Source organism: Streptomyces sp. NPDC054047, assembly GCF_055585065.1.
Genome location: NZ_JBVJKV010000007.1, coordinates 129,115 through 150,994, shown reverse-complemented (window position 1 = coordinate 150,994; position 21,880 = coordinate 129,115). Strand labels below are relative to the sequence as shown.

At 71.2% G+C, this 21,880-nt stretch carries 19 protein-coding genes; 11 read left to right on the top strand and 8 right to left on the bottom strand.

All coding sequences use genetic code 11. The features are described from left to right. The first annotated feature begins 57 nt into the window (after positions 1 to 57). Positions 58 to 1,140, top strand: coding sequence for an oxidoreductase (locus ACZ6ZP_RS25195; RefSeq protein ID WP_351169304.1), 1,083 nt, complete (start codon positions 58 to 60; stop codon positions 1,138 to 1,140). Here the strand turns inward: ACZ6ZP_RS25195 and ACZ6ZP_RS25190 are convergent. Further along, positions 1,137 to 1,508, bottom strand: a complete 372-nt coding sequence (locus ACZ6ZP_RS25190; protein WP_366463545.1) for a cupin domain-containing protein — start codon at positions 1,506 to 1,508, stop codon at positions 1,137 to 1,139. The genes ACZ6ZP_RS25195 and ACZ6ZP_RS25190 overlap by 4 nt on opposite strands. A gap of 306 nt (positions 1,509 to 1,814) precedes the next feature. Here ACZ6ZP_RS25190 and ACZ6ZP_RS25185 point away from each other — a divergent pair, with 306 nt between their 5' ends. Then, positions 1,815 to 3,377 carry an alpha/beta hydrolase gene (locus tag ACZ6ZP_RS25185; RefSeq protein ID WP_469408481.1) on the top strand — a complete coding sequence of 521 codons (1,563 nt, stop codon included), beginning with the start codon at positions 1,815 to 1,817 and terminating at the stop codon, positions 3,375 to 3,377. Between the two features lie 29 nt (positions 3,378 to 3,406). Here ACZ6ZP_RS25185 and ACZ6ZP_RS25180 read toward each other — a convergent pair whose 3' ends face one another. Beyond that, positions 3,407 to 3,775, bottom strand: a complete 369-nt coding sequence (locus tag ACZ6ZP_RS25180) for a hypothetical protein (RefSeq protein ID WP_351169310.1) — start codon at positions 3,773 to 3,775, stop codon at positions 3,407 to 3,409. A 242-nt stretch (positions 3,776 to 4,017) separates the two neighbouring features. Here ACZ6ZP_RS25180 and ACZ6ZP_RS25175 point away from each other — a divergent pair, with 242 nt between their 5' ends. From ACZ6ZP_RS25175 to ACZ6ZP_RS25165, 3 genes are all read left to right on the top strand, one after another. Next, positions 4,018 to 4,434: a hypothetical protein gene (locus tag ACZ6ZP_RS25175; protein ID WP_469408479.1), complete on the top strand. Its 417-nt coding sequence runs from the start codon at positions 4,018 to 4,020 to the stop codon at positions 4,432 to 4,434. An 82-nt stretch (positions 4,435 to 4,516) separates the two neighbouring features. Further along, positions 4,517 to 5,077 carry a DoxX family protein gene (locus tag ACZ6ZP_RS25170; RefSeq protein WP_351169316.1) on the top strand — a complete coding sequence of 187 codons (561 nt, stop codon included), beginning with the start codon at positions 4,517 to 4,519 and terminating at the stop codon, positions 5,075 to 5,077. A 152-nt stretch (positions 5,078 to 5,229) separates the two neighbouring features. Beyond that, positions 5,230 to 5,685, top strand: a complete 456-nt coding sequence (locus ACZ6ZP_RS25165; RefSeq protein ID WP_361467518.1) for an RDD family protein — start codon at positions 5,230 to 5,232, stop codon at positions 5,683 to 5,685. Positions 5,686 to 5,726: 41 nt separating this feature from the next. Here ACZ6ZP_RS25165 and ACZ6ZP_RS25160 read toward each other — a convergent pair whose 3' ends face one another. Continuing rightward, positions 5,727 to 7,016, bottom strand: a complete 1,290-nt coding sequence (locus ACZ6ZP_RS25160) for a hypothetical protein (RefSeq protein ID WP_469408477.1) — start codon at positions 7,014 to 7,016, stop codon at positions 5,727 to 5,729. Between the two features lie 159 nt (positions 7,017 to 7,175). After that, positions 7,176 to 7,928 carry a hypothetical protein gene (locus ACZ6ZP_RS25155; protein WP_383825937.1) on the bottom strand — a complete coding sequence of 251 codons (753 nt, stop codon included), beginning with the start codon at positions 7,926 to 7,928 and terminating at the stop codon, positions 7,176 to 7,178. 205 nt (positions 7,929 to 8,133) lie between these two features. Here ACZ6ZP_RS25155 and ACZ6ZP_RS25150 point away from each other — a divergent pair, with 205 nt between their 5' ends. The 4 genes from ACZ6ZP_RS25150 to ACZ6ZP_RS25135 all read left to right on the top strand — a co-directional run bounded on the left by ACZ6ZP_RS25150 (position 8,134) and on the right by ACZ6ZP_RS25135 (position 12,662). Then, positions 8,134 to 9,447: a cytochrome P450 family protein gene (locus ACZ6ZP_RS25150; protein ID WP_469408475.1), complete on the top strand. Its 1,314-nt coding sequence runs from the start codon at positions 8,134 to 8,136 to the stop codon at positions 9,445 to 9,447. Beyond that, on the top strand, positions 9,440 to 10,657 hold the full coding sequence (locus ACZ6ZP_RS25145; RefSeq protein ID WP_469408474.1) for a cytochrome P450 family protein: 1,218 nt from the start codon (positions 9,440 to 9,442) through the stop codon (positions 10,655 to 10,657). The genes ACZ6ZP_RS25150 and ACZ6ZP_RS25145 overlap by 8 nt, the downstream gene beginning before the upstream one ends. A gap of 158 nt (positions 10,658 to 10,815) precedes the next feature. Beyond that, on the top strand, positions 10,816 to 11,421 hold the full coding sequence (locus tag ACZ6ZP_RS25140; protein ID WP_361467507.1) for an ImmA/IrrE family metallo-endopeptidase: 606 nt from the start codon (positions 10,816 to 10,818) through the stop codon (positions 11,419 to 11,421). After that, complete coding sequence (locus ACZ6ZP_RS25135; RefSeq protein ID WP_469408472.1) at positions 11,421 to 12,662, top strand: DUF6545 domain-containing protein; 1,242 nt, start codon at positions 11,421 to 11,423, stop codon at positions 12,660 to 12,662. The genes ACZ6ZP_RS25140 and ACZ6ZP_RS25135 overlap by 1 nt, the downstream gene beginning before the upstream one ends. Positions 12,663 to 12,680: 18 nt before the next feature. Here the strand turns inward: ACZ6ZP_RS25135 and ACZ6ZP_RS25130 are convergent, their stop codons facing one another. Together ACZ6ZP_RS25130 and ACZ6ZP_RS25125 are read right to left on the bottom strand one after the other, a co-directional pair. Beyond that, entirely contained in the window at positions 12,681 to 14,360 is a 1,680-nt protein-coding gene (locus tag ACZ6ZP_RS25130) for an ABC-F family ATP-binding cassette domain-containing protein (RefSeq protein ID WP_469408471.1), read from the bottom strand. Between the two features lie 349 nt (positions 14,361 to 14,709). Further along, positions 14,710 to 15,879, bottom strand: a complete 1,170-nt coding sequence (locus ACZ6ZP_RS25125) for a damage-control phosphatase ARMT1 family protein (protein WP_469408469.1) — start codon at positions 15,877 to 15,879, stop codon at positions 14,710 to 14,712. Positions 15,880 to 16,094: 215 nt separating this feature from the next. On the opposite strand from ACZ6ZP_RS25125, the gene ACZ6ZP_RS25120 reads away from it, so the two are divergent. Then, the gene (locus ACZ6ZP_RS25120; protein WP_469408467.1) at positions 16,095 to 18,152 is read left to right on the top strand and encodes a phosphocholine-specific phospholipase C; all 2,058 of its coding nucleotides are present in this window, start codon (positions 16,095 to 16,097) and stop codon (positions 18,150 to 18,152) included. 9 nt (positions 18,153 to 18,161) lie between these two features. On the opposite strand, the gene ACZ6ZP_RS25115 is transcribed toward ACZ6ZP_RS25120, so the two are convergent. After that, on the bottom strand, positions 18,162 to 18,782 hold the full coding sequence (locus ACZ6ZP_RS25115; protein ID WP_351169349.1) for a helix-turn-helix domain-containing protein: 621 nt from the start codon (positions 18,780 to 18,782) through the stop codon (positions 18,162 to 18,164). A gap of 83 nt (positions 18,783 to 18,865) precedes the next feature. Between ACZ6ZP_RS25115 and ACZ6ZP_RS25110 the strand changes: the two genes are divergently transcribed. Next, positions 18,866 to 19,546, top strand: coding sequence for a class I SAM-dependent methyltransferase (locus tag ACZ6ZP_RS25110; RefSeq protein ID WP_399981810.1), 681 nt, complete (start codon positions 18,866 to 18,868; stop codon positions 19,544 to 19,546). Here the strand turns inward: ACZ6ZP_RS25110 and ACZ6ZP_RS25105 are convergent. Then, complete coding sequence (locus ACZ6ZP_RS25105; protein WP_469408466.1) at positions 19,515 to 21,842, bottom strand: FdhF/YdeP family oxidoreductase; 2,328 nt, start codon at positions 21,840 to 21,842, stop codon at positions 19,515 to 19,517. The two genes, ACZ6ZP_RS25110 and ACZ6ZP_RS25105, sit on opposite strands and share 32 nt — an antisense overlap. Between the last annotated feature and the right edge of the window lie 38 nt (positions 21,843 to 21,880).

Sequence of the window (21,880 nt, the reverse complement as noted above, 5' to 3'; positions counted from 1 at the left end):
GCATGCAAACAGTCATGCGCGCAGCCATGAACACAGCTGCCGTCCAGAAGGAGAACCGTGAACTCGCCCCTGCTCGATCCGTACCGCGGGCCCGCCCTCCACCTGCCCAACCGGACGGCCATGGCCGCGATGACCCGCGCCCGCGCCGACGACGCCACCGGGGTCCCCACCCCGCTCATGGCCGAGTACTACGCCCAGCGCGCCACCGCCGGCCTCATCGTCAGCGAGGGCATCTGGCCGCACCGCATCGGCAAGGGCGGCCCCGGTGTCCCCGGCCTGACCGAGCAGGCCCACGTCGAGGGCTGGCGGCAGGTGACGGGGGCCGTGCACGCCGCCGGCGGCCGCGTCTTCGCCCAGCTGTGGCACGTGGGGCGCGTCAGCCACCCCGACATCCTCGGCGGCGAGCAGCCGGTCGCCCCCTCCGCCGTGGCCGTCTCACCCGGCCACGGCCAGATCTACACCGCATCCGGTCCGAAGGACTACGTCCTCCCGCGCGCCCTGTCCACGGCCGAGGTCGCCGAGACCGTCGAGGCCCATGCCGCGGCCGCCCGCAACGCGATCGACGCCGGTTTCGACGGGGTCGAGATCAGCGGCGCCTACGGCTACCTCCTGGCCCAGTTCCTCTCCGACAACGCCAACCTGCGCACCGACGGATACGCCGACCGCGTCCGCTTCGTCGTCGAGGTGGTCGAAGCGGTCGCCGCAGCGATCGGAGCGGACCGCACCGCCCTGCGCGTCTCCCCCGGCAACCCGCTCCTCGACACCGTCGAGACCGACCCGGGCCCTCGCTACCACCGGCTGCTCGGTGCACTGGGCGGCAAGGGCCTGGCGTACCTGCACGTGGTGCAGTCCGGAAAGTACGCCGCCCTGGAAGACCTGCGCCCCCGCTGGCACGGCACCTTGGTGGCCACCTACGACGGCCCCGAGCCCGGCAGCCGGGAACAGGCCGAGCGGGCGCTGCGCACAGGCCTCGCCGACGTCTACTCGTTCGGCCGGCTCTTCCTGGCCAACCCGGACCTGCCCCGACGCATCGCCGCCGACGCCCCGCTCAACCCGCAGCGCGAGAGCGGCATGTACGGGGGCGGCGGGGAGGGGTACGTGGACTACCCCGTCCTGGAAGGGAGTTCAGCCAGTCTTTAGGGGGCGAGCTCGGCCGCCTTGGTCATCGGCCCTCCGGCGTCGCCGGTGTTCATCGTGCCCGCGGGCTCGAAGAGCAGGATGGCGGTTTCCTCGTCCGCCACGGGACAGTGCTCGACGCCGCGGGGCACGACGAACAACTCCCCCGGACCCAGGACCACATCGCCGTCCCGGAGCTGGATGGTCAGGCGCCCGCTGATCACCAGGAACAGTTCATCGGTGTCCTCGTGGCTGTGCCAGACGAACTCCCCTTGCAGTTTGGCCAGCTTGACCTCGTAGTCGTTGAGGACGGCCACGGTCTTCTGCGACCACAGCTCGCTGAACCCCGCGAGCTTGTCGGCGATGTTGACCGGAACGGACTTCTGGGACATGGGGTATTCCTTCTTCGTGGTCCTTCATGGTCGGCGGACACCCTGAGCCTGCCGTGCCCGGACGCCGCCGGTCTTGTACGTTCCTGACGTGACCGCGGAGCGCCCCCGCACGTCAGTTCACGCGGCGCCGGCCGCGAGACGGTTGGCCTCGCGGCCCGGCGCGCGGGGCCGCGACGCGTCGAGGATGGGACGCCATGGACGGGGCGGGGGACAGCACCCGTAGGCATCGGCCAGGTGACCTGATGGTCTGCCGCCGCCCGTGCTCCTAGCGTCGGCTTCTCGAGCCAGTCGAACCCAAGGAGCATGATGCGCGGCCTCACCCCCTCACTCGCGATCGGCCTGAGCCTGGCCGGACTGCTCGCCGGAGCCGTGCCTGCGACGGCCACTGCCGCCAAGGACCCCCTCGGCGCCGCTCGGCCGTTGGCGGCCTACGAGCAGCAGCGGCTCACCTGGGGTCCCTGCTCGAAGGCGCAGACGGAGCTGAACGCCGCGGGGGCGCGGTGCGCGAAGGTGACGGTTCCCCTCGACTACGACGCTCCCGGCGGCCGCACCCTCCAGATCGCGGTCTCGCGCGTCAAGGCCACCTCCGCCTCCCATCGGCGCGGCATCCTGCTGTCCAACCCCGGCGGTCCGGGCGGCAGCGGCCTGGCCAACACCCTCGCTCTGCGGCCCGCGTTGAAGCAGGCGGCCGACCGGTATGACCTCATCGGCTTCGATCCGCGGTTCCTCGGCGAGAGTTCCCCGATCGCTTGCGCGCCGGCCGGGCCGCCGACCCCGCCCGCGCCTTCGACATCACCCCGTGCGGACTTCGACGCATCGGTGCGGGACGCGCGGAGCACGGCACGGCGCTGCCAGGAGTACGGGGACAACGCGGAGCTGCTGCCGCACGCGTCCTCCCGCAACGTGGCCCGGGACATGGACGTGATCCGGGCGGCCCTCGGCGAGCGGAAGCTGTCGTACTACGGCATCTCCTACGGCGCCGACCTGGGCGCCGTCTACACCCAGATGTTCCCCCGGCGCACCGACCGCATGGTCATCGACTCCTCGACGGACCCGGCGTCCACGCAGTACGAACTGTTCCAGAGCTCCGGCGAACCGGCCGAGGCGGCACTGGACGCATGGGCCGCATGGGCCGCCCGGCACCACGCCACCTACCGCCTCGGCCGCACGGCCTCCGACGTACGCATCCGCGTCGAGCGGTTGCTCGCGCAGGCCGAGCGCCGGCCGATCGGCGTCGGCGGGCAGCGCCTCAACGCCCCTGTCCTGCGGCTGCTGTTGAAGCAACCCGTTCAGCACGAGGAGAACGATCCGGCGCTGGCCTCGATCGTGCGGGACCTGGTCGACGCCGCCGCGGGCAGGCCGGTCGAACCGGGCCCCGAGCTCGCCGCCATGCTGGAGCTGCTGGCTTCGCCCGATCTGGCGGACAGCATGGTGGGCGGGGCGATCTTCATGTGCGGCGACGGCGGCTGGCCCGCGGGCGGCTGGCCGAAGGACCCGGAGACGTACTGGAAGAACAGTGTGCGCAGCCGTGCCGACCAGCCGGTGTTCGGGCCGTACGTCAACGGCATGATCGCCCCGTGTGCGTTCTGGGCCACCGAGCCCCGCGAACCGGGCACGGTGATCGCCAACGACGTACCCGTCCTGATGCTCCAGGCCCGCCACGACAACAACGTGCCCTACGCCGGAGCCCTGGCCCTGCACCGCAAGCTCACCGGCTCACGTCTGGTCACCGCGGACATCCGCTCCCACGGCGTCTACGGCCGCGCCCTCGAGGGCCACCGCCCCGTCCCCTGCGCCGACCGCGCGGTCAACTCCTATCTGCGCACCGGAGATCTGCCCGCCCACGACATCACGTGTCCTCGGCGGTAGAACCGTCGCCGTCGTCGGCGGACGAGCGCTCAGCCCGCCCGAAAGCGCCGGAGCAGATCGAGGGCGGCGGGGCTCTCCGAGGCGAAGCCCTGGAGTCCCTCCTGCTCCGGCGGGACGCTCGGTCCCCACAGGCGGACGCCGTGGCAGCGGTAGCAGAAGGCCATGCGGAACAGCAGTCCCGTGGAGCTGTGGGCCCTGATCCCCCAGCCCGGCAAGAAGCAGCGGTGCAGTTCGTCGTCGGGAATCCCGGCCATCAGAGCCAGTGCCTCGCGTGCCTCGTCGGCCGCCCACAGCGCGACGTCTTCGCCTATCAGGTCGGCGGACGCGGTGTTCACCACGGGGTCGGCGAGGCGGACGACCTCGATCAGCTCGGTCTTCTCACGCGACGGCAACAGCATGCGACCAGCATTGCGCACGCACCAGGGATTTACGCCGACTCCGCCCGCACCCGGAACCAACCTCGACCTTCCTGAGTACCCTGCGCCAACTCCCTGACATCCGGGCCTTGATGTGCACCGGCCGGTTCGGCACCGCGCGACGGCGTCCGTGACGGCGAGCGCGGACGCCCGGCAGGCGTCGCGTCAGTTGCCTCGTTCCCCTCCTGCGCACACCCTCGCCCCTGGCTTACCATCAGTCGGACATGGCCACACGGGAGATACGACCCCAGGGCGGAGCGGCACACCAGAGCAACGCCGCCTACACCGCCCTGCTCGTCATGGCCTTCCTCTTCCTCGTCCCCCTGCTCGGAGTCGACGGGCCGTCGGGCACCGCCGCCGCGTCGGTGACCGATGACCGCGCCGCGGCCACCGCCGCAGCGGTTTTCGGCCCGTACGCCGACAGCCGTGACCGAGGCCGCGACGGCGGCCGCGGCTGCCACGAGGGCGAGAACAGGACACCGCGTGGGGCGTTGCCCGCTCCCGAGCGGACCAGCTCGCCCACGTTCGAGGCCGCACCCGCGTCGTACGTGCCGCGGGACGACGCCCCCGCGCTGCTCGGAACGTCTCCCCCGGACGCGACGTCCGTCGACCTCTACAGAACCCAGGTCATCAGAACGTAGACGGGATCTCTCCACCCGCACCCGCCGACGGGACCGGTCGGCATCACCGCGTCACCCTCACCGATCAACAGGAGAGATCCGCATGCCCTTTTCCACTTCCACCAGCACGCACCCCGCCGCTCCGGGCGGCACCGGCTCCTCGCTCGCCTCCTCGCGGTCCGGCACCGACATCGGGCTCCTGCTGCTGCGCTGCGCGGTCGGTCTGACCATGGCCGTGCACGGCAGCCAGAAGCTCTTCGGCTGGTTCAACGGCGGCGGCCTCGACGGCACCGCCGGGTTCTTCGCGAGCGACGGCTACTCCGCCCCGAAGACCATGGCCACGGTGGCCGGTCTGACCGAGACGTTCTGCGGCCTCGGCCTCGCCATCGGCCTGCTCACCCCGCTCGCCGGTGCGGGCATCCTCGGGATCATGCTCAACACCATCGCCATGAAGTGGGGCAACGGCTTCTTCAACCCGGCCGGCTTCGAGTACGACCTGGTCCTGCTCACAGCCGCCGTGAGCCTGGCCCTGGCGGGCCCGGGCAGGTACGCCGTCGACCACTTCCTGCCCGTCCCGCGCACCCACCGGCTCACGCACGGCATCGCCGCACTGGCACTCGGCGCGGTCGCGGCCGCCGTCGTCCTGGTGGCCCTGCACGACTGACCGCACCGAGCCGCGTACAGCCAGCTCACCGGACCGGGTCCGTTCAACGGGGCGTTCGCCGCACGGCGTTCGCCCCCTCGGGCCCGTCCCGGTGACCGCCGATGGGCCCACCCCCTGGGCGGTCGACCGGCCCCGGCCAGTAACGTGCAGCCGTGGTCAACCAGCAGTGTGCCCCCGCCCGTGACGTCGCCCCCACTCAGGTGCGCCGGGTCACCGCGGCGGTCGTCGACGCGCTCGCCGCTCTGGTCTGCGGGCTCGCGGCCGGCGCCGCGGTCGGGGTGAAGGTGAGTGACGGAGTGGTCGAACTCCGGCCGCAGTCCCCCACGGTGTGGGGGCTGGCGCTCGGCGTGGCCGTCGGTGTCTCCTTCGTCAACCACGTCCTGCTCACCCTGGCGACCCGGACCAGCCTCGGCAAGGCGATCACGGGGCTGCGCGTGGTCCGCGCCTGCGACGGCCGACGCCCCGGGCTCTTCCGGCTCATCGGCCGCTGGCTGTTCGGCTTCTACTGGACGGTCCTCTTCGTCCCTCTCCATCTCGCGACGGACAGCGACGTGGAGCAGCAGGACGCGGTCGGGCTGCGCATCGTGCGTCGGGCACTCCGCACTTGATCCGGTTCAGGCGCGTCCTGTAGAGACCGTGGGCATGCGGTTCAGGCGCCTGGCCCGTAGAGGCCATGGCGCTCCGCTGTCCTGATGGCCCGGTGGTCCCTGTCCACCTCGCTGCGGCTGCCGGCGGCCAGGATCAGTTCGCCCGGGGAGCTGGTCCGGCCCACTGTGCGCCGCACGCGGGCGCCGGGGCGCAGGTCGCCCACCGTCTGCCGGACGGTCGGCAGTGTGGTGATCGCGCGCAGCAGCTCCTCGTCGAGCGCTCCGTCCCGCGGAGCGATCAGGGAGACGCGTGCGACGTGCGGCCGGGGCAGGGGGCCTGTCGGGGCGTGGGGCGACTCGGGGAGCGCGGCCCGTACCGCGTCCTGCACGAGGTTGCTTCCGGTCACTTCGCGCAGGACGGGGTCGGCGGCGCCGGTCGGCGGCCCGGGCTCGGCGCGCACCAGGACCGGGCTCTGTCCGTCCACGACGACGAGTCGGCTGCGGAGTACCCCGGTGGTCACCCCGAGGATGTCCAGGACCCGCAGCATGTAGAGGGTCAGGAGCCGGGGTACGAGACCACGCGGATCGACCAGGTCGGACCGGTCGTGCAGTCCGGCGGGCGTTCGGGTCTCGGCCCAGATGCGGGTGACGCGGTGCTCCACCACGTCGTGCGGACCGCGCCCGCTGACGGTGTCGAGGTCGTAGACGGTGCCGGAGAGATGTTCCTGGAGGACCAAGTGGGGGTCGAGGCCCTGCTGGTGGGTGGTCCGGCGCATCGCGCGCCAGGCCACGGCGAGGTCGTAACCCGACCGGCAGCGCCAGACGGGGGCGTCGAGCGCCGTATCGGCCGCGGCGACGACGTACTCCGGAAGGTCGTGGAAGGCGGCCCAGTCGAGCGCGGCGGCCAGGCTCGCCGTGCGGATGCCGCGCGGGGCAGCCACGCCCGCGGCCTCAAGCGTCTCGGCCTGGAGCCCGATGTCGTGGCGCAGCAGCGAGCTGGAGGGGTCGTTGCCCGTGCGCCGCAGCCGCTCGGCCAACTGGTCGGCGAGGTCGACGCCCAGGGAGCTCCCGGCGACCACGGCACCCACCTGGTGCGGCGCCAATAACTTGACGGTCTCGCGCAGGGAGCCGGTGTGCACGATCCGGTGGCGGTACTCCCCGCTGAGCGTGGAACCCGCGACCTCCGGCGGGAGAGCGTCCGGGGCCAGCTCGATCGCGACGCAGGGCCATCCGCGCGCGGTGAACTCGCCGGCGTACGCGCCGTCGTCGCCGTAGGGAGCCACGACCACGGCCACGCGGTCGGAAGGCTGGGCGGCCTGGGGAGCGGCGGGCTCGGCCGGCTGGAGTGCCATGACGGAGGTGCTCCTCGGGCTGCCTGGGCAAGGTCAAGGGGGCCCGAGCCCGGCATGTCGACCGAGCCTGGGGTCACGTAGATCTTTGTGTATGCCCGTCAGACTGTCAACAATTGGGGCACCGGTGGCGCGGCCCGACGCGTGAGGCCGCCGGAACGCCTACTCGTCCCGCGTCTCCGGCGTCGCCCGCCGCGCGCGCTCCTGGAGTGCGAGCGTGTCGAGCGCGGGGAGGATGTCCCGCAACACGTCGACCTCGCCGTTGCTGCGCAGGGCGAGGCTGTCGGCCCCAAGTCGCTTGAGGGCCACCTTCGTTGCCAGCTTGGGCAGATCCTCGTTGACCATGCGCCTCAAGTGCTCGGTGAGCGCCTCGCCCTCGCTGCGGAAGCAGAAGCCGAGGGGAGCGTGGAAGAAGGTCTCCAGGGTGCCGACCATGTCGTGCCGCGGTTTGCGCTCGCCGTTGAAGATGTTCCAGACGGTCTGTCGCGTGATGCCGGTCCGGGCGGCGATGTCGGCGTCCTTGTACGGCTTCTGGGTCGCCGGGTTGAGTCGGGTGGCCCTGAGGAAGGTCAGGCGCGGCAGGAGCAGCGCCAGGCGGAAGCCTTCCCGCTCCTTGGCCTGAGCCGGTTCCTCGTCGGTGAGAGGCGCTCCGTCGAGCAGGGCCTGGGCGCGCTCGGCGGCGATGCCCGTCATGTAGGAGACGTGCGGGGGAGGCAGCAGGTCCCCGCGGGTCTTCCCCAACCGGGCGGCATAGGCGTCGACGTCGACCAGGAAGCGGTCGATGGCGAACCTCAGGAGGTACTCCCGGGGCGCATCCTCCCGATGGACGTCCGGGTCTTCCCGACGGGCGTCCGGGCGGGTACCGGCCAGCAGGCGGTCGATGTCGCCTCCTCTGGGGTCGGCGTCTGCGTTCACCTGTAGGTCTCCAAGGGCCACGGGACACGATGGTCGTTCGAGGATAGCCACTGACGCCACCATCCTCACCGGCGAGCTTCCCCAATCGTTGACACCCCGCTGCGGGGTAAAGGAAGATCACAGGCCAGATCAGGGCCGTGTTCGGGCCGTTCATGCCAGCCGTGAGCTGCGAAATTCCCCACTTGTTGACGACGGGATCGGTGTCATGACTTCATATCCTGATTTTCCCGCTGGTGCCAGCACGCTCTTACCTCCCGCCGGGTGCCCCGCCCACGACGCGGCACTTCCGCTGGCGGAGATCGACGCGCACCCGGACCCGAGGGAGTTGTACCGCCAGATGCGGGCCGAGCACGGCCCCGTCGTTCCCGTCGCCCTGGACGGCGTGTTCGGCTGGCTGGTCATCGGCTTCGACGCGACGAAGCGGGTGATGCGCGAGGGGGTGCTCTACAGCCGCAGTCCGCGGCACTGGCGGCCGCGCGGCCCGATACCCGCCGACTGGTCGCTGGCGCTGCACACGCAGGAGCGCCCCAACGCCCTGTTCGCCACGGGCGAGGAACACACGCGGCTGCGCGGGGCCCTCACCCGCAGCCTGGGCCGCACCCGGCCGGGGACCGTGCGCCGCTACACCCGCGACCGTGCGAACCGCCTGATCGACGAGTTCTGTGAGACCGGCGGCGCGGACCTCGTCGCCCACTACGCCGCGCAGCTGCCCCTCATGGTCCTGATGCGGATCTTCGGCTTCTCGGAGCGCTCGGCGCTGCGGCTGGTGACGGCCCTGCCCGCACTGCTCGACGGCGGGGACGCGGCGCAGCGGGCCAACCAGCAGATCATGGACGTCATCGAGAGCCACATCGCCCACCGGCGGCGCGAGCTCGGCGCCGACGCGATCGCCTGGCTCATCGAAGAGGACACCGCCCGGAGCGCGGCGGAGATCGCCCGCAGCAACGACGAGATCCGCGAACAGGTGTGGCTCACGCTGGCCTCCGCCATGGGCGCCATGGGCAACTGGATCTCGAACGGTCTCGAGCGGCAGGTCAACAGCGCGCAGCTGCGCAACGACATGAACCACGGCCTCGCCGACATCGAGGGCGTCATGCGGGCCACGCTGTGGGAGCAGCCTCCCCTCCAGCGCGTCATCGGCCGCTGGGCCACGCGGGACACCCGCCTGGGAGAGCAGGACATCGCGGCCGGCGACATGCTCGTACTCGACCTGGCCGCCGTCAATCAGGACCCGTGCATGGGATCGGACGCCGAGCGCGCCGCGACGGCCGCCCACAGCGAGGCCAACCTCCCCTACGGCGCGGGGGAACACGAGTGCCCGTTCCCCGACCTGGCGGAGGCGATCGCGGTGACGGCGGTCGACTGCCTGCTGCAACGGCTGCCCGACGTCCGCCTCGCCGACGGCGCGGCCCTGACGTGGCGCCCGTCGGTCATCGTGCGCGCCCTGGAGGCCCTGCCCGTCCGCTTCACCCCGACCGCTCGCTCAGTCTCGGCCTCGGAGGTTCCTCAGCATGCTTGACCTGACGCCGCCTCAAGTGACCTTGCTCGACCCGCGCGACCTCGTCGTGGCCGAGGGACGCGGCCTGCGGGACCAGGGCGCCGTCGTACGGGTGCGGCTGACCGGCGACGTGGAGGTGTGGGCCACCGGGGACCACGCCACCGCACGCGAGGTCCTCACCCACCCGGACTTCCGCAAGAACCCGGCGCACTGGCGGGCGTACGCCGACGGTGAAGTGCCCGACAGCTGGCCCCTGTTGGAGCTCATCACCCTCGCGGGCATGCTGAACGCGGACGGCGCGGACCACACCCGGCTGCGCAAACTGGTGGGCAAGGCCTTCACGCCGCGCCGGATCGAGGCACTGCGCCCGCGCGTAGAGGAGATCGTCCAGGGTCTGATCGACGGCCTGGCGGCCGCGTCCGGCCCCGTCGACCTGCGGCAGGCCTTCGCCCTCCCGCTGCCCATGGCCATCATCTGCCGTCTGTTCGGGCTCGGTCTGGACAAGAGCGAGCAGCTCGCCGACAACTTCGCGGCGCTGCACGACGAGGGCCGCGCCCAGGAGGCGCCGGCGGCCAAGGCAGGCCTCGTCTCCGTGATCGGTGAGCTGATCGCGGAGAAGACCGCCGCGCCGGGCGACGATCTGACCTCGGCGCTGATCGCCGCCCAGGGTGACGGGCAAGGAAGCCTCAGCGAGAAGGAGTTGATGGAGACCCTGCTCCTGTTCCTCTTCGCGGGGCACGAGACCACCGCCAACCTCATCGGGAACGCGGTGGTGAACCTGGCCGGCCATCCCCAACAGCTCGCCCTGGCACGCGAGTCGGACGCATGGTCGGCCGTGGTGGACGAGACGTTGCGCCGCGACAGCCCGGTCCGCACGGTGATGTTCTACTACGCCGCCAAGGACGTGACCCTCTCCGGCACGGAGATCAAGGCCGGGGATGCCGTGGTGATCCATGTCGCCGCCACCGGCCGCGACGCGCGCCATTTCGGCCCGACCGCCGAGGAGTTCGACATCCTGCGCCAGGCCGCCGCCTCCCATCTCGGGTTCTCCCACGGCGTCCACTACTGCATCGGTGCTCCGCTGGCGAAGATGATGGGCACGACCGCTCTGCGGTCCCTGCACGGCCGGTTCGACGTCGAACTCGTCGGCGAGCCCGAGCCGGTGGCGTCCTACTCGTCCAACGCCGCCGGGGCCCTGCCGGTCCTCCTGAGGAACCGAAAGAGGGGCTGATAGTGTCCCAGCGCAGGCCAGCGGAGACTGCCTGTCACGAACGGGGAGCGTGAACGCGGGCGACGCCCGCATCCTTCAGTGCCATGTCTCTCCGGATGACCGTCGCACGCTGGGCAGCCGACACCCAGCGCGGGACGCGCCTTGGGAGGGCTGACCCCATGCATTCCACCGGCACCCCCGAACCCGGGCACCGCACCGGCCCCAGCCGCCTGATCCCCGGCCGGGTCTCGACGGCCCTGAGCAAACGCCTCGCCTGGAGCATGGAAGAGCGGCGCGCCGCCCGCCTCATCTACAAGGAACTCGGACTGGAACCCGACGCCGGACTGATGGACCTGGTCGAGGCCGTCGGGAAGAAGCGCGGCCGCCCCATCGAGATCGTCCAGCGCTCGCTGAGCCCGCAGGCGACGGGCATGTGCCTGCCGGGCAAGGACGGGGACCGCATCGTCATCACCACCAACACCAGCCCGCACCACCAGCGTTTCATCCTGGGCCACGAGCTCTTCCATCTGCTCGAGGGCGAGGAGGACGACTGCGTCAGCGGGCACCACTTCCAGGGCTCCGACGCTTTGGAGAGCGAACTGTCCTCCCTGCCGCCGGGGTTGGCCGACGAAGTGCTCAGCGGCCCCGTCTTCTTCCGTACGACGTTCGAGCGCAAGGCGGAGTGGCGCGCGGAGGCGTTCGGGACGGTCGCGGCGCTCCAGCTGACCGGCAAGAAGGGTGCGGGGTCACTCACGTCCGCCTTCGCCAACCGGCGGTTCCACTGATGTGGCACCTGATCCTCACCACGGTCAACCTGGCGATCGCCGCCTTCGCCCTGACCCTGGGGGTGGCCAAGGCGCAGGCCGCCCGGGGCAATCCGGACCTCACCCTCAAGCTGACGGCCTCGGTCCTGATCCACTGCGGCGTGATCTTCCTGCTCTGCACGCCCGACGTCTACCGGGCCGTGGGAGCGACCACGGGCTCCCCCAACATCGCGGCGCTCGTCGTCAACTCCGCCACCCTGCTGTGCCTGGGCCACGCCCATCTGATGACCCAGCTCTGGCACCCGGCGCGCAAGGAGCCGGCCGTCCTGCGGCGCACCATCGCGACCTGGGCGCCGGTGTACGGCAGCGCCATCCTCCTGATGGCCGTCCTCTACGCCTGGGCCGACGTGCAGGGCCCCGCACGCCCCCTGCGCTACGCCGCGGCCTACGCCGACACCTGGCAGGTCGTCGCCTTCCAGTTCGTCTACTCGGCCGGCATCGTCGCCACCGCGCTGGTCACCATGCGGCAGTGCCGCGGCGTCGTCATGCCGGGGCGCCCCGACCTCGACCTGGCCCTGCAGAAGAGCCTGACGGCGTTCGCCACCGCCGTGGCCCTGGACATCGCCAACATCGCCCTGACCCTGACCGCGGTGATCTCCGCCGTCGGCACGGGCGACCACCGACTCGACTTCCTCGCCGAGGGGGCTTGGCTCGCCACCATCGCCAGCGGCGTGGCCGCCAGTTTCGCGCTGGCCCGGCTGGTGTTCAGCTCCCGGCGCGCGGAGCGCCGCGACTGCCGGACGATGGAACGGCTGTGGAAGGTGGCGACACTCCACGGCGAGGACGACGGACAGCTCGTCCTCGCCCCGCAGCCGCTGTTCTGGTGGCGCAACTGGCGGGTGGAGCTGCTGCGTCGGCTGGCCGAGATCCGCGAGGGCGAGCGCGTCCTGAGCCCGTGGTGGAGCGACGCACCGGCCCAGGCGGTGGCCGACCTGGCCGACCAGGAGGCCGACCTGCCCGCGGACTTCGACCTGGTCGCGGCCCAGGCAGCCGCCGTCGTGCTGCACGCGGCGCACGCGCGCGGCCAGGGCCGGCCGCCGCTGCCGGACCACGCGCGCCTGAAGGCCATGCCCGGCGGCAGGGTCCCCGAAGAACAGGAGCGGGACCATCTCGTCCTGGTGGCACGGCACTTGGACCTCCCACTCGTCTCCGCGGCCGTCACGGCCTCCAGACTCCGGCCACTGAGCGAAGAGGCCGGATAACTGCCCCTGCGGGGCAGCTCAGGCGCCCGGGTCCTGCCGGTCCCCGTGCGGCGCCGCGAGGACGTCGCGGACCTCCTCCGCGGATGTCTCCTGGAGCTCCTCCGCGACCAGCACCCAGCGGGTGACGCCGACCGACTCCAGGAAGGTCAGGTCGTGGCTGGCGATCAGGAGCGCTCCCTCGTACGACGCGAGTGCGCCGGTCAGTTGGCGCACGCTGGCCAGGTCGAGGTTGTTGGTCGGCTCGTCCAGCATCAGGAGCTGCGGTGCCGGGGCGGCGAGCATCATCGCCGCGAGCGCCGCGCGGAAGCGCTCGCCGCCCGAGAGGGTGCCCGCCAGCTGTTCGGCGCGCGCCCCCTTGAACAGGAAGCGTGCCAGCTGGGAGCGGATGTGGTTGTCGGTGAGCCCGGGAGCCAGCCGGGACACGTTCGCCGCGACGCTCAACCCGTCGTCCAGGACGTCCAGGCGCTGCGGCAGGAACCGCAACGGCACGGACGTGTCGACCTCGCCGGACAGCGGGGCCAACTCCCCCGTGAGGGTGCGCAGCAGCGTCGTCTTGCCGGCGCCGTTGCGCCCGACGAGGGCGATGCGTTCGGGCCCCCGCACCTGAAGGCTGCCCTCCCGCAACTTGCCGTACTGGGGCCGCAGTTCGCGCACGGTCAGCACCGTGCGACCCGCCGGTACAGCGGTGTGCGGCAGGCTGACGCGGATCTCGGCATCGTTGCGGATCGCGTCCGCGGCCTCCTCACGCCGCTCGCGTGCCTCGCTGAGCCGCTCCTCGTGCAGGCCCCGCAGCTTGTCCCCCGACTCCTGGGCGGAGCGCTTCTTCTCGCCCGCGACGATGCGCGGGGCGCGCCGCTGGGCGTCCATCTTCTTGCTGTGCCGCTGGCGGCGGGCCACCTTGATCTGGGCCTCCTCCAGTTCGCGCTTCTGGCGGCGTACGTCGGCCTCGGCGGACCGCAGCATCCGCCCGGCCGCTTCCTGCTCGGTGGCCAGCGCCTCCTCGTAGGCGGACCAGCCGCCGCCGTACCAACTCACCGCCCCGGAGCGCAGTTCGGCGATGTGGTCCACGCGTTCGAGCAGGTCGAGATCGTGGCTGACCACGACCAGGACACCGGTGCGCCAGGAGTCGACTGCCTCGTAGAGCCGGCGGCGCGCGAACAGGTCAAGGTTGTTGGTCGGCTCGTCGAGCAGGAGGACGTCCGGGCGCTCCAGGAGCAGCGCGGCAAGGCGCAGCAGGACGGTCTCCCCGCCGGACAACTGGCCGACGGTGCGGTCGAGTTCGACGTCGCCGAGCCCGAGCGAACCCAGGGTGGCCAGGGCCCGTTCCTCGACGTCCCAGTCGTCGCCGACCGTCTCGAAGTGCTCCTCGCGTACGTCACCGGCCTCGATGGAGCGCAGCGCGTCACGCCGCTCGGCGATGCCAAGAGCCTGGTCGACGCGCAGGGTCGTGTCGAGGGTGATGTTCTGCGGCAGGTAGGCGAGGCTGCCGCCGACGGTCACCGACCCCTGGGAGGGACGCAGTTGACCGGCCAGCAGCCGCAGCAGGGTGGACTTGCCCGTGCCGTTGGTGCCGACGAGGCCGGTGCGGCCCCGGCCGATGCTCAGGGAGAGCCCGTCGAAGACGCTCGTGCCGTCCGGCCACTGGAACGACAGGGCGGAGGCGGTCAGGGAGGCGCTGGGCGTGGTGGGTACAGACATGGGGAATCTCGCAGTCGCAGGCGCGGCGGGCAGGGGGCGTCGTATGCGAGCACCACGCGGCGACCGACCGGGAAAGAGGGAGGTGTGGCGGTCCCGTAGATCGAGGGACGGCTCATGCACCGAGGTCGCATCCACGCGGGGTCACGGGCGGCACGGCAGGGCCGGCGGCGGCGTGACGGGCGTACGGCGAGTGCCGTACGGCGCGATGTTCGCGAACCTCAGATGCGCAACGTCCACCTCTATCGGAGACAACAGGACCGTTCGAACGATAACGACCGCGAGGGGGAAAGGCAAAGCCTTTGAGGTCACCTCACCTCTGCGGGTCCCCGCTTCCCCTCACCCCTGCGGGTCACCGCCGCGCCTGGATCAGGGCGTGGGTGCCGCTGGTGCGCCACCCCTGGCCGTGCTCGGCGGTCAGCGCCGCCTCGGTCCGCGCGTCGAGGCCGACGATCACGTCGGACTTCAGTGTCCGCAGGGCGGCCACCGGGCCGGGGAAGTACGCGGTGCGCTCCGCGAACGGTGTGGTGGCGGGCCACAGCCGGTCATCGACCAGGCGCCGGTAGTTCAGGTCGCCCTTCAGGACGGTCACGTCGGCATCGGCGAACTCCTGGCGGAGGTCGTCGGGCATGTCGGCGTACGGCAGCGGGGCGCAGGAGAAAGTGTGGCTGCGGACGGTGAGCAGCCCTGTACCCATGGCCGACCACAGGCGCTCGCCCACCTCCGCCGCGGCGCCCCGCGCGCCGGTCAGGTGGCGCAGGCAGTCGATCACGTCGGCGGTCATGGCGTCCGAGACGTAGTACGGGTAGGGCTTGACGTGCAGCACGACCCGCTCGGCGCGCCGATGCCGCAGCAGGTGGTCGACGAGGATCAGGTCGGGCAGGAGCTCGCGTCCGGCGTTGTCCGCGACCAGGCACAGCGTGCCCGCGCCGCCCTCGGGCAGCAGGGACCACAGGAGCGCGGAGTCGTCGGCGACGAGCTTTGAGTCGGCGGCCCCGGCCGCGCCACCCCCCACGGCGAACCCCAGGTCCGCGCGGTTGCCCCACAGCGAGCCCAGGAGCAGCGCCTGACGCTGCTCGTCGAGGGGCCGCGGGGCCAGCGCATCGAGCGCGGCCAGTTCCGCGTCGGCCTCCCCGGTGTGCAGTTCGGCCTGCTTGAACGGACGGAACGGGTCGATGCCCCGCCAGGGGCCGTCCTCGAAGTACCCGACGGCGGTCAGCAGTTGGCGGTAGAAGTAGCTCTCGGACCACAGGAAGGGGACGTCGAACCAGGACAGACCGAAGTACTTGCTCCCCCAGGCCTCCCACAGGTCGCGGTCGTGCGCCTCGGGCCCCAGCGGTTCGATCACGCCCTGCGTGGCCTGTGTCAGCAGGGCGTCGAGGGCGCGATGCTGTCGCGGGCCGTAGGGGAAGGCGTCGCGCACCTTCTTGATGAGGGCCGGGTGCCGCTCGGCGAGCACGCTCCGGGGGAAGGAGCCGGGTGCGTTGCTCAGGATGACGGGGGCGTCGACTGCTTCTGGCATGGCCTGCTGATCCTCCGGTTCGGTGCTCGCCCTCTCACGAGGAGCCAGCCACAGGGTCTCACCGACCGGGCGATGTCCCGAAGGACCGCCCCGTTGCGTCCGGAGGTGAAATATCCCCGGTCCTTCACCTTTTCTTCTCACTATTTGACGTCTTGAGGGCGGGCCGGTCTACGGTGACCGGCCCTCTATCCCCCACAGTTCAGAGGTTCAGCTCCATGCCCGCATTCAACCGCCGACGCTTCCTCCAGGCAGCGGGTGGCACCGCCGGCGTCGCGGCTCTGTCCGCCAGCATCATGCGTGCCGTCGACATTCCCCCCTCCGCCCGCTCGGGGTCGATCGACGACGTCGAGCACATCGTGGTGCTCATGCAGGAGAACCGCTCCTTCGACCACTACTTCGGCACGCTCAACGGCGTCCGCGGATTCGGTGATCCCCGGCCGATGGTCCTGGAGAGCGGCAAGTCCGTGTGGCACCAGTCCGGCGGCGGCGAGGAGGTCCTGCCCTACCACCCGGACGCCGACGACCTGGGAATGCAGTTCATCGCCGGGTTGAGCCACGACTGGGAGACCGGACACCAGGCATGGAACAAGGGCAAGTACGACGACTGGACAGCGGCCAAGACATCGGGCTCGATGGCCCATCTGACCAGGGACGACATACCGTTCCACTACGCGCTGGCCGACGCCTTCACGGTCTGCGACTCCTATCATTCGTCCTTCATGGGAGCGACCGACCCCAACCGCTATTACCTCTACTCCGGGCACTGCGGCAATGACGGCAAGGGCGGCGGACCGGTCCTCGGCAACGAAGAGGTCGGCTACGACTGGACCACCTATCCCGAGCGCCTGGAGAAGGCCGGGGTGTCGTGGAAGATCTACCAGGACATCGGCGACGGACTCACGAAGGACGGGCTGTGGGGCTGTCTGGAGGACGCCTACCGCGGGAACTACGCCGACAACTCGCTGATGTTCTTCAACAAGTTCCGCGACGCCAAGCCCGGCGACGCCCTTTACGAAAAGGCGTGCAAGGGAACGAACGTCAAGGAAGGCGGCGATCTTCTCGACGACCTCCGGGCGGACGTGAAGGCAGGGAAACTCCCGAAGATATCCTGGATCGCCGCTCCCGAAGCATTCAGCGAGCATCCCAACTGGCCCGCGAATTACGGCGCCTGGTACATCTCCCAGGTCCTGGACGCGCTGACGTCCGACCCCGAGGTGTGGAGCAAGACCGCCCTGTTCATCACGTACGACGAGAACGACGGCTACTTCGACCACGTGCCGCCGCCCTACCCGCCGGCCGACTCCTCCTGGGGCGCGTCCACCGTCGAGACCGAGCTCGATGTCTTCCCCGGCGACAGCGACTACAGCGCGGGCCCCTACGGGCTCGGCATGCGGGTGCCCACGCTCGTCGTCTCCCCGTGGTCCACCGGCGGCTACGTCTGCTCCGAGGTCTTCGACCACACCTCGGTCATCCAGTTCATGGAGCGCCGCTTCGGCGTCCACGAACCGCACATCTCCCCCTGGCGCCGCGCCATCTGCGGCGATCTCACCTCCGCCTTCGACTTCAGCCTCAAGCACACCAAGCCCGCGTCCCTGCCGAGCACCGACGGCTATGAGCCGCCGGACCACGAGCGGCACGACAGCTACACCCACTCCCCGCCGGCCGCCCCGGCCCTGCCCAAGCAGGAAAAGGGCGCACGGCCCACCCGGCCGCTGCCCTACGCTCCCCTGGTCACCGCGGCCGTCAAGCCCTCCAAGGAGAGCATCGAGCTCACCTTCACCCCGGGTGACGAGACCGGCGCCTGCTTCCTGGTCACCTCCGGCAACCGCGACGACGGGCCCTGGACCTACACCGCCGAGTCCGGCAAGAAGATCTCCGACACCTGGAGCACCGGCCCCTCCGAGGGGACGTACGAACTGACCGTGCACGGCCCAGGCGGCTACCTGCGCACCTACGAGGGCACCGCCGCGACCGCGAGCCCGGAGGTCACCGCCCACCACGACCGGGACAGCGGCCGCGTCAAGCTCACCTTCACCAACCCCGCCGAGAACTCCTGCGACATCACGATCACCAACGCCTACGGCGGCAAGAGCACCAAGATCACCATTGCGCCGGGCGGCCGTCAGAGCCGCTGGGTCGACCTCGGCCACAGCAAGCGCTGGTACGACCTGCGCGTACGGTCCGACAGCGACAGCGCCTACCTGCGCCGGTTCGCCGGGCACGTGGAGACCGGCGAGCCGGGCACCAGCGACCCGGCGCTGCGCACCGCCTGACCCCGTCCGCTAGGCCCCCTCGCCCTCGCCGTCACCACCCGGCCGGACGCGAAGGTGCATGCGCTCGCCCTGAGCCCCGTACAGGGCGAGGAATTCCACGGGGATGTCACCGGCGTTGGCGAGGCCGTGCGGGGTGCGGGTGTCGAACTCGGCGGCTTCGCCCGCGGTGAGCACGAGGTCGTGCTCACCCAGGGCCAGCAGCAGGCGGCCGGAGAGGACATAAAGCCACTCGTGGCCCTCGTGCGTGCCCTGCTCGGGGCGCGCGGCCTGCCGGGTGCCGTGCTTGGCGACCGGCATGACCTGCTTGTAGGCATGCATGCCGCCGAGGTAGCGGGTCAGCGGGACCCAGGTGTTGCCGTGGCGCATGAACGGCCTGGGGTGGATGCGCGGGTCGCCCGTCTGGGGCGCGCCGACCAGCTCGTCCAGCGGTACGCCGTACGCCTTGGCCAGCGGCAGCAGGAGCTTCAGGGTCGGCTCGCGCTGCCCGGCCTCCAGCCGCGAGAGCGTGCTCAGGGAGATCCCCGTCTCCTCGCTCAGCCGGGCCAGCGTGGCGCCCCGCGCCTTGCGCAGTGCCCGCAGCCGCGGTCCGACGGCGGTCAGCACATCCGTGAGTTCGGCCTCGTCGCTCATCCCTCCATTTGCCGACGTGGCAAATATCTTTGTCAAGCCGTCATGGCCACGCGCAGGGTTGCCGGAGAGCAGAAGGAGCACCCATGAGCGAGCAGCACACCCACACCCCCACCGACTCCCCCACCGCTTCCGCCGCCGGATCGGCCGCAGCGTTCTGGGACGAGCGCTACAACCAGAGCGGCCGTCTGTGGAGCGGCGAGCCCAATGCCGCACTCGTCCGCGAGACCGAGGGCCTGACCCCGGGCAGCGCCCTGGACCTGGGCTGCGGGGAGGGCGGCGACGCGATCTGGCTGGCGCGGCAGGGCTGGCGCGTCACCGCCACCGACATCTCCCGCGTCGCCCTGGGCCGCGCGGCCGAGCACGCGGCCCAGGCGCAGGTCGCCGACCGCGTCGACTGGCAGCACCACGATCTCGGCACGTCCTTCCCGGCCGGCCGCCACGACCTGGTCTCCGCCCAGTTCCTGCACTCCCTGCACGAGATGCCGCGCGAGGAGATCCTGCGGAACGCCGCCGCGGCCGTGGCGCCGGGCGGCATCCTCCTGATCGTCGGCCACATGGGCTTTCCCGCCTGGGAGACCGAACCGCACCCCGGCGTGGACTTCCCCGGCCCCCAGAAGGTCCTGGCCTCTCTCGACCTGCCGGCCGAGCAGTGGGACGTACTCGTCTGCGACACCCATGAGCACGCCCTGACGGGCCCCGACGGGGAGCCCTCGACGCGGACCAACTACACCGTCAAACTGCGGCGCCACACCCCGAAGGCCTGACCGTGACCTTGACGTGTTTCATGATCGGCTGGTCGCTCTGGGTACTGAAGTCGCCGAGTGCGCACAGCACGTTCATCTCGGGCATGTAGCCGGCCGCGCAGCCCCGGGGGATGTCGTAGGGGATGGCGAGGAAGCCGTTGAGGTGGCGCCTGCTGCCGTCCTTGGCCGTGCTGGTGATGTCGACCGGGGCGGAGTGGGCGATGCCGCGCTCGCGCATGTCGTCGCGGTTCATGAAGACGAGGGTGCGCAGGTTCTTGATGCCCCGGTAGCGGTCGTTGTCCGAGTAGATGGTGGTGTTCCACTGGTCGTGCGACCGCATGGTGCCGAGCGCCAGGGTGCCGGGGGCGGGGACGACGTCGGGCAGGGCGGCGGCGGAGAACTCGGCGCGCCCCGACGGGGTGAGGAAGACCAGCTCGCGGGCGGGCTGCTTGATGCGGAAGCCGAGCGGCAGCCGTACCCGGCGGTTGAAGTCCTCGAAGCCGTCGAGGGCCTGGGCCATGGTGTCGCGGATACGGTCGTAGTCCTCGATGTACCACTCCCAGGGGGTGGCGCTGTCGGGCAGCGCCGCCCGGGCCAGGCCGGCGACGATCGCGGGCTCGGACAACAGGTGCGGGGACGCGGGGCGCTTCATGCCGATGGACAGGTGCACCATGCTCATCGAGTCCTCGACCGACGAGCTCTGGACGCCCCTGCGCTGATGGTCCTTCTCGGTGCGGCCCAGGCACGGCAGGATCAGGGCCCGGCGGCCGTGGACGAGATGGCTGCGGTTCAGCTTGGTGCTCACCTGGACGGTGAGGTCGCAGCTGCGCAGCGCCTCGTAGGTGTAGGGGGTGTCGGGCGCCGCGAGGGCGAAGTTGCCGCCCATGGCGACGAACACCTTCACCTCGCCCCGGTGCATCGCCTTGATGGTGGCGACGGTGTCCAGGCCGTGCTCGCGGGGCGGGTCGATGTCGCAGACCTCGGCCAGGCGGCTCAGGAACTCCTCGGTGGGGCGGTGGTCGATGCCGCAGGTGCGGTTGCCCTGGACGTTGCTGTGCCCGCGCACCGGGGACGGCCCCGCCCCTTCCCGTCCCACGTTGCCGCGCAGGAGCAGCAGGTTGGCGATCTCCCGGACCGTGTCGACGCCGTGCTCGTGCTGGGTGACGCCCAGGCACCAGCTGACGATGCTGCGGTCGGCGTCGCGGTAGACGCGGGCCGCGTCGAGGACGTCGGCGCGGCTCACCCCGGACTGCTTCTCGATCTCCTCCCACGGCGTGGCCTCGCACAGGGCGCGGTACGCGTCGAAGCCGGTGGTGTGCCGGTCGATGAACTCCCGGTCCAGTGCCTTCGGGTCGTGCCCGGACTGTTCCAGGATCGCCTTCGCCATGCCGCGCAGGAGGGCCATGTCGCCGCCGATGCGCGGCTGCAGGTTCAGGGTGCTGGTCCGCGTCGCCTTGTTGAGCGCCATGTCCGTGAACTCGTGCGGGACGATGGTGCGGGTGGCGGCGGCCTCGACCAGCGGGTTGATGTGCACGATCTGGGCACCGCGGTCGTGGGCGTCGGCGAGGGCCGTGAGCATCCGGGGCGCGTTGGAGGCCGCGTTGACGCCCAGGATGAACAGCGCGTCGGTGGCTTCCCAGTCCTTGAGGTCGACGGTCCCCTTGCCGGTGCCCAGCGATGCCTTGAGCGCGCGGCCGCTGGCCTCGTGGCACATGTTGGAGCAGTCCGGCAGATTGTTCGTGCCCAGTTCGCGGGCCATCAGCTGGTAGAGGAACGTGGCCTCGTTGCCCAGCCGGCCCGAGGTGTAGAACGCGGCCCGGTTCGGGTCGTCCAGGCCGCGCAGTGCGCCGCCGACCACCTCGAAGGCGTCCTGCCAGCTGATCGGTACGTAGTGGTCGCTCTCGGGGTCGTAGACCATCGGCTCCGTCAACCGGCCCTGGTTCTCCAGGTCGTAGTCGCTCCAGCCGTACAGCTCGGTCACCGAGTGCGCGGCGAAGAACTCCCGGCCGACCCGCTTGCGGGTCATCTCCCAGGTGACGTGCTTGATGCCGTTCTCGCAGATGTCGAGGTGCAGCCCCTTGGTGTCGTCCGGCCAGGCGCAGCCCGGGCAGTCGAAACCGCCGTCCTCGTGGTTCATCCGCTTGATCGCCCGCGGCCCGTCCACCAACGCGCGCTCGCGCACGAGGAATTGGGTCACGCCCTTGGCGGCTCCCCAGCCGGCGGCCGGATGGTGGTAGGGGCGGGACTCCGGAGCACCGGTGGGGGCGGGTCCCACGCTGGGCTCCGGCGGGTCCTGCTGCTCGTGGGACGCGCTCAAGAGTGTCAACCTTCCGGCACGCGGACATGGCCCCATAA

What these genes read in the sequence shown, in the direction of transcription:
- ACZ6ZP_RS25110 (WP_399981810.1), top strand. Translation starts at nt 18,866, where the DNA reads ATGAGCGAGCAGCACACCCACACCCCCACCGACTCCCCCACCGCTTCC.
- ACZ6ZP_RS25180 (WP_351169310.1), bottom strand. Translation starts at nt 3,775, where the DNA reads ATGCTGTTGCCGTCGCGTGAGAAGACCGAGCTGATCGAGGTCGTCCGC.
- ACZ6ZP_RS25190 (WP_366463545.1), bottom strand. Translation starts at nt 1,508, where the DNA reads ATGTCCCAGAAGTCCGTTCCGGTCAACATCGCCGACAAGCTCGCGGGG.
- ACZ6ZP_RS25170 (WP_351169316.1), top strand. Translation starts at nt 4,517, where the DNA reads ATGCCCTTTTCCACTTCCACCAGCACGCACCCCGCCGCTCCGGGCGGC.
- ACZ6ZP_RS25130 (WP_469408471.1), bottom strand. Translation starts at nt 14,360, where the DNA reads ATGTCTGTACCCACCACGCCCAGCGCCTCCCTGACCGCCTCCGCCCTG.
- ACZ6ZP_RS25145 (WP_469408474.1), top strand. Translation starts at nt 9,440, where the DNA reads ATGCTTGACCTGACGCCGCCTCAAGTGACCTTGCTCGACCCGCGCGAC.
- ACZ6ZP_RS25185 (WP_469408481.1), top strand. Translation starts at nt 1,815, where the DNA reads ATGCGCGGCCTCACCCCCTCACTCGCGATCGGCCTGAGCCTGGCCGGA.
- ACZ6ZP_RS25115 (WP_351169349.1), bottom strand. Translation starts at nt 18,782, where the DNA reads ATGAGCGACGAGGCCGAACTCACGGATGTGCTGACCGCCGTCGGACCG.
- ACZ6ZP_RS25135 (WP_469408472.1), top strand. Translation starts at nt 11,421, where the DNA reads ATGTGGCACCTGATCCTCACCACGGTCAACCTGGCGATCGCCGCCTTC.
- ACZ6ZP_RS25160 (WP_469408477.1), bottom strand. Translation starts at nt 7,016, where the DNA reads ATGGCACTCCAGCCGGCCGAGCCCGCCGCTCCCCAGGCCGCCCAGCCT.
- ACZ6ZP_RS25175 (WP_469408479.1), top strand. Translation starts at nt 4,018, where the DNA reads ATGGCCACACGGGAGATACGACCCCAGGGCGGAGCGGCACACCAGAGC.
- ACZ6ZP_RS25150 (WP_469408475.1), top strand. Translation starts at nt 8,134, where the DNA reads ATGACTTCATATCCTGATTTTCCCGCTGGTGCCAGCACGCTCTTACCT.
- ACZ6ZP_RS25125 (WP_469408469.1), bottom strand. Translation starts at nt 15,879, where the DNA reads ATGCCAGAAGCAGTCGACGCCCCCGTCATCCTGAGCAACGCACCCGGC.
- ACZ6ZP_RS25140 (WP_361467507.1), top strand. Translation starts at nt 10,816, where the DNA reads ATGCATTCCACCGGCACCCCCGAACCCGGGCACCGCACCGGCCCCAGC.
- ACZ6ZP_RS25120 (WP_469408467.1), top strand. Translation starts at nt 16,095, where the DNA reads ATGCCCGCATTCAACCGCCGACGCTTCCTCCAGGCAGCGGGTGGCACC.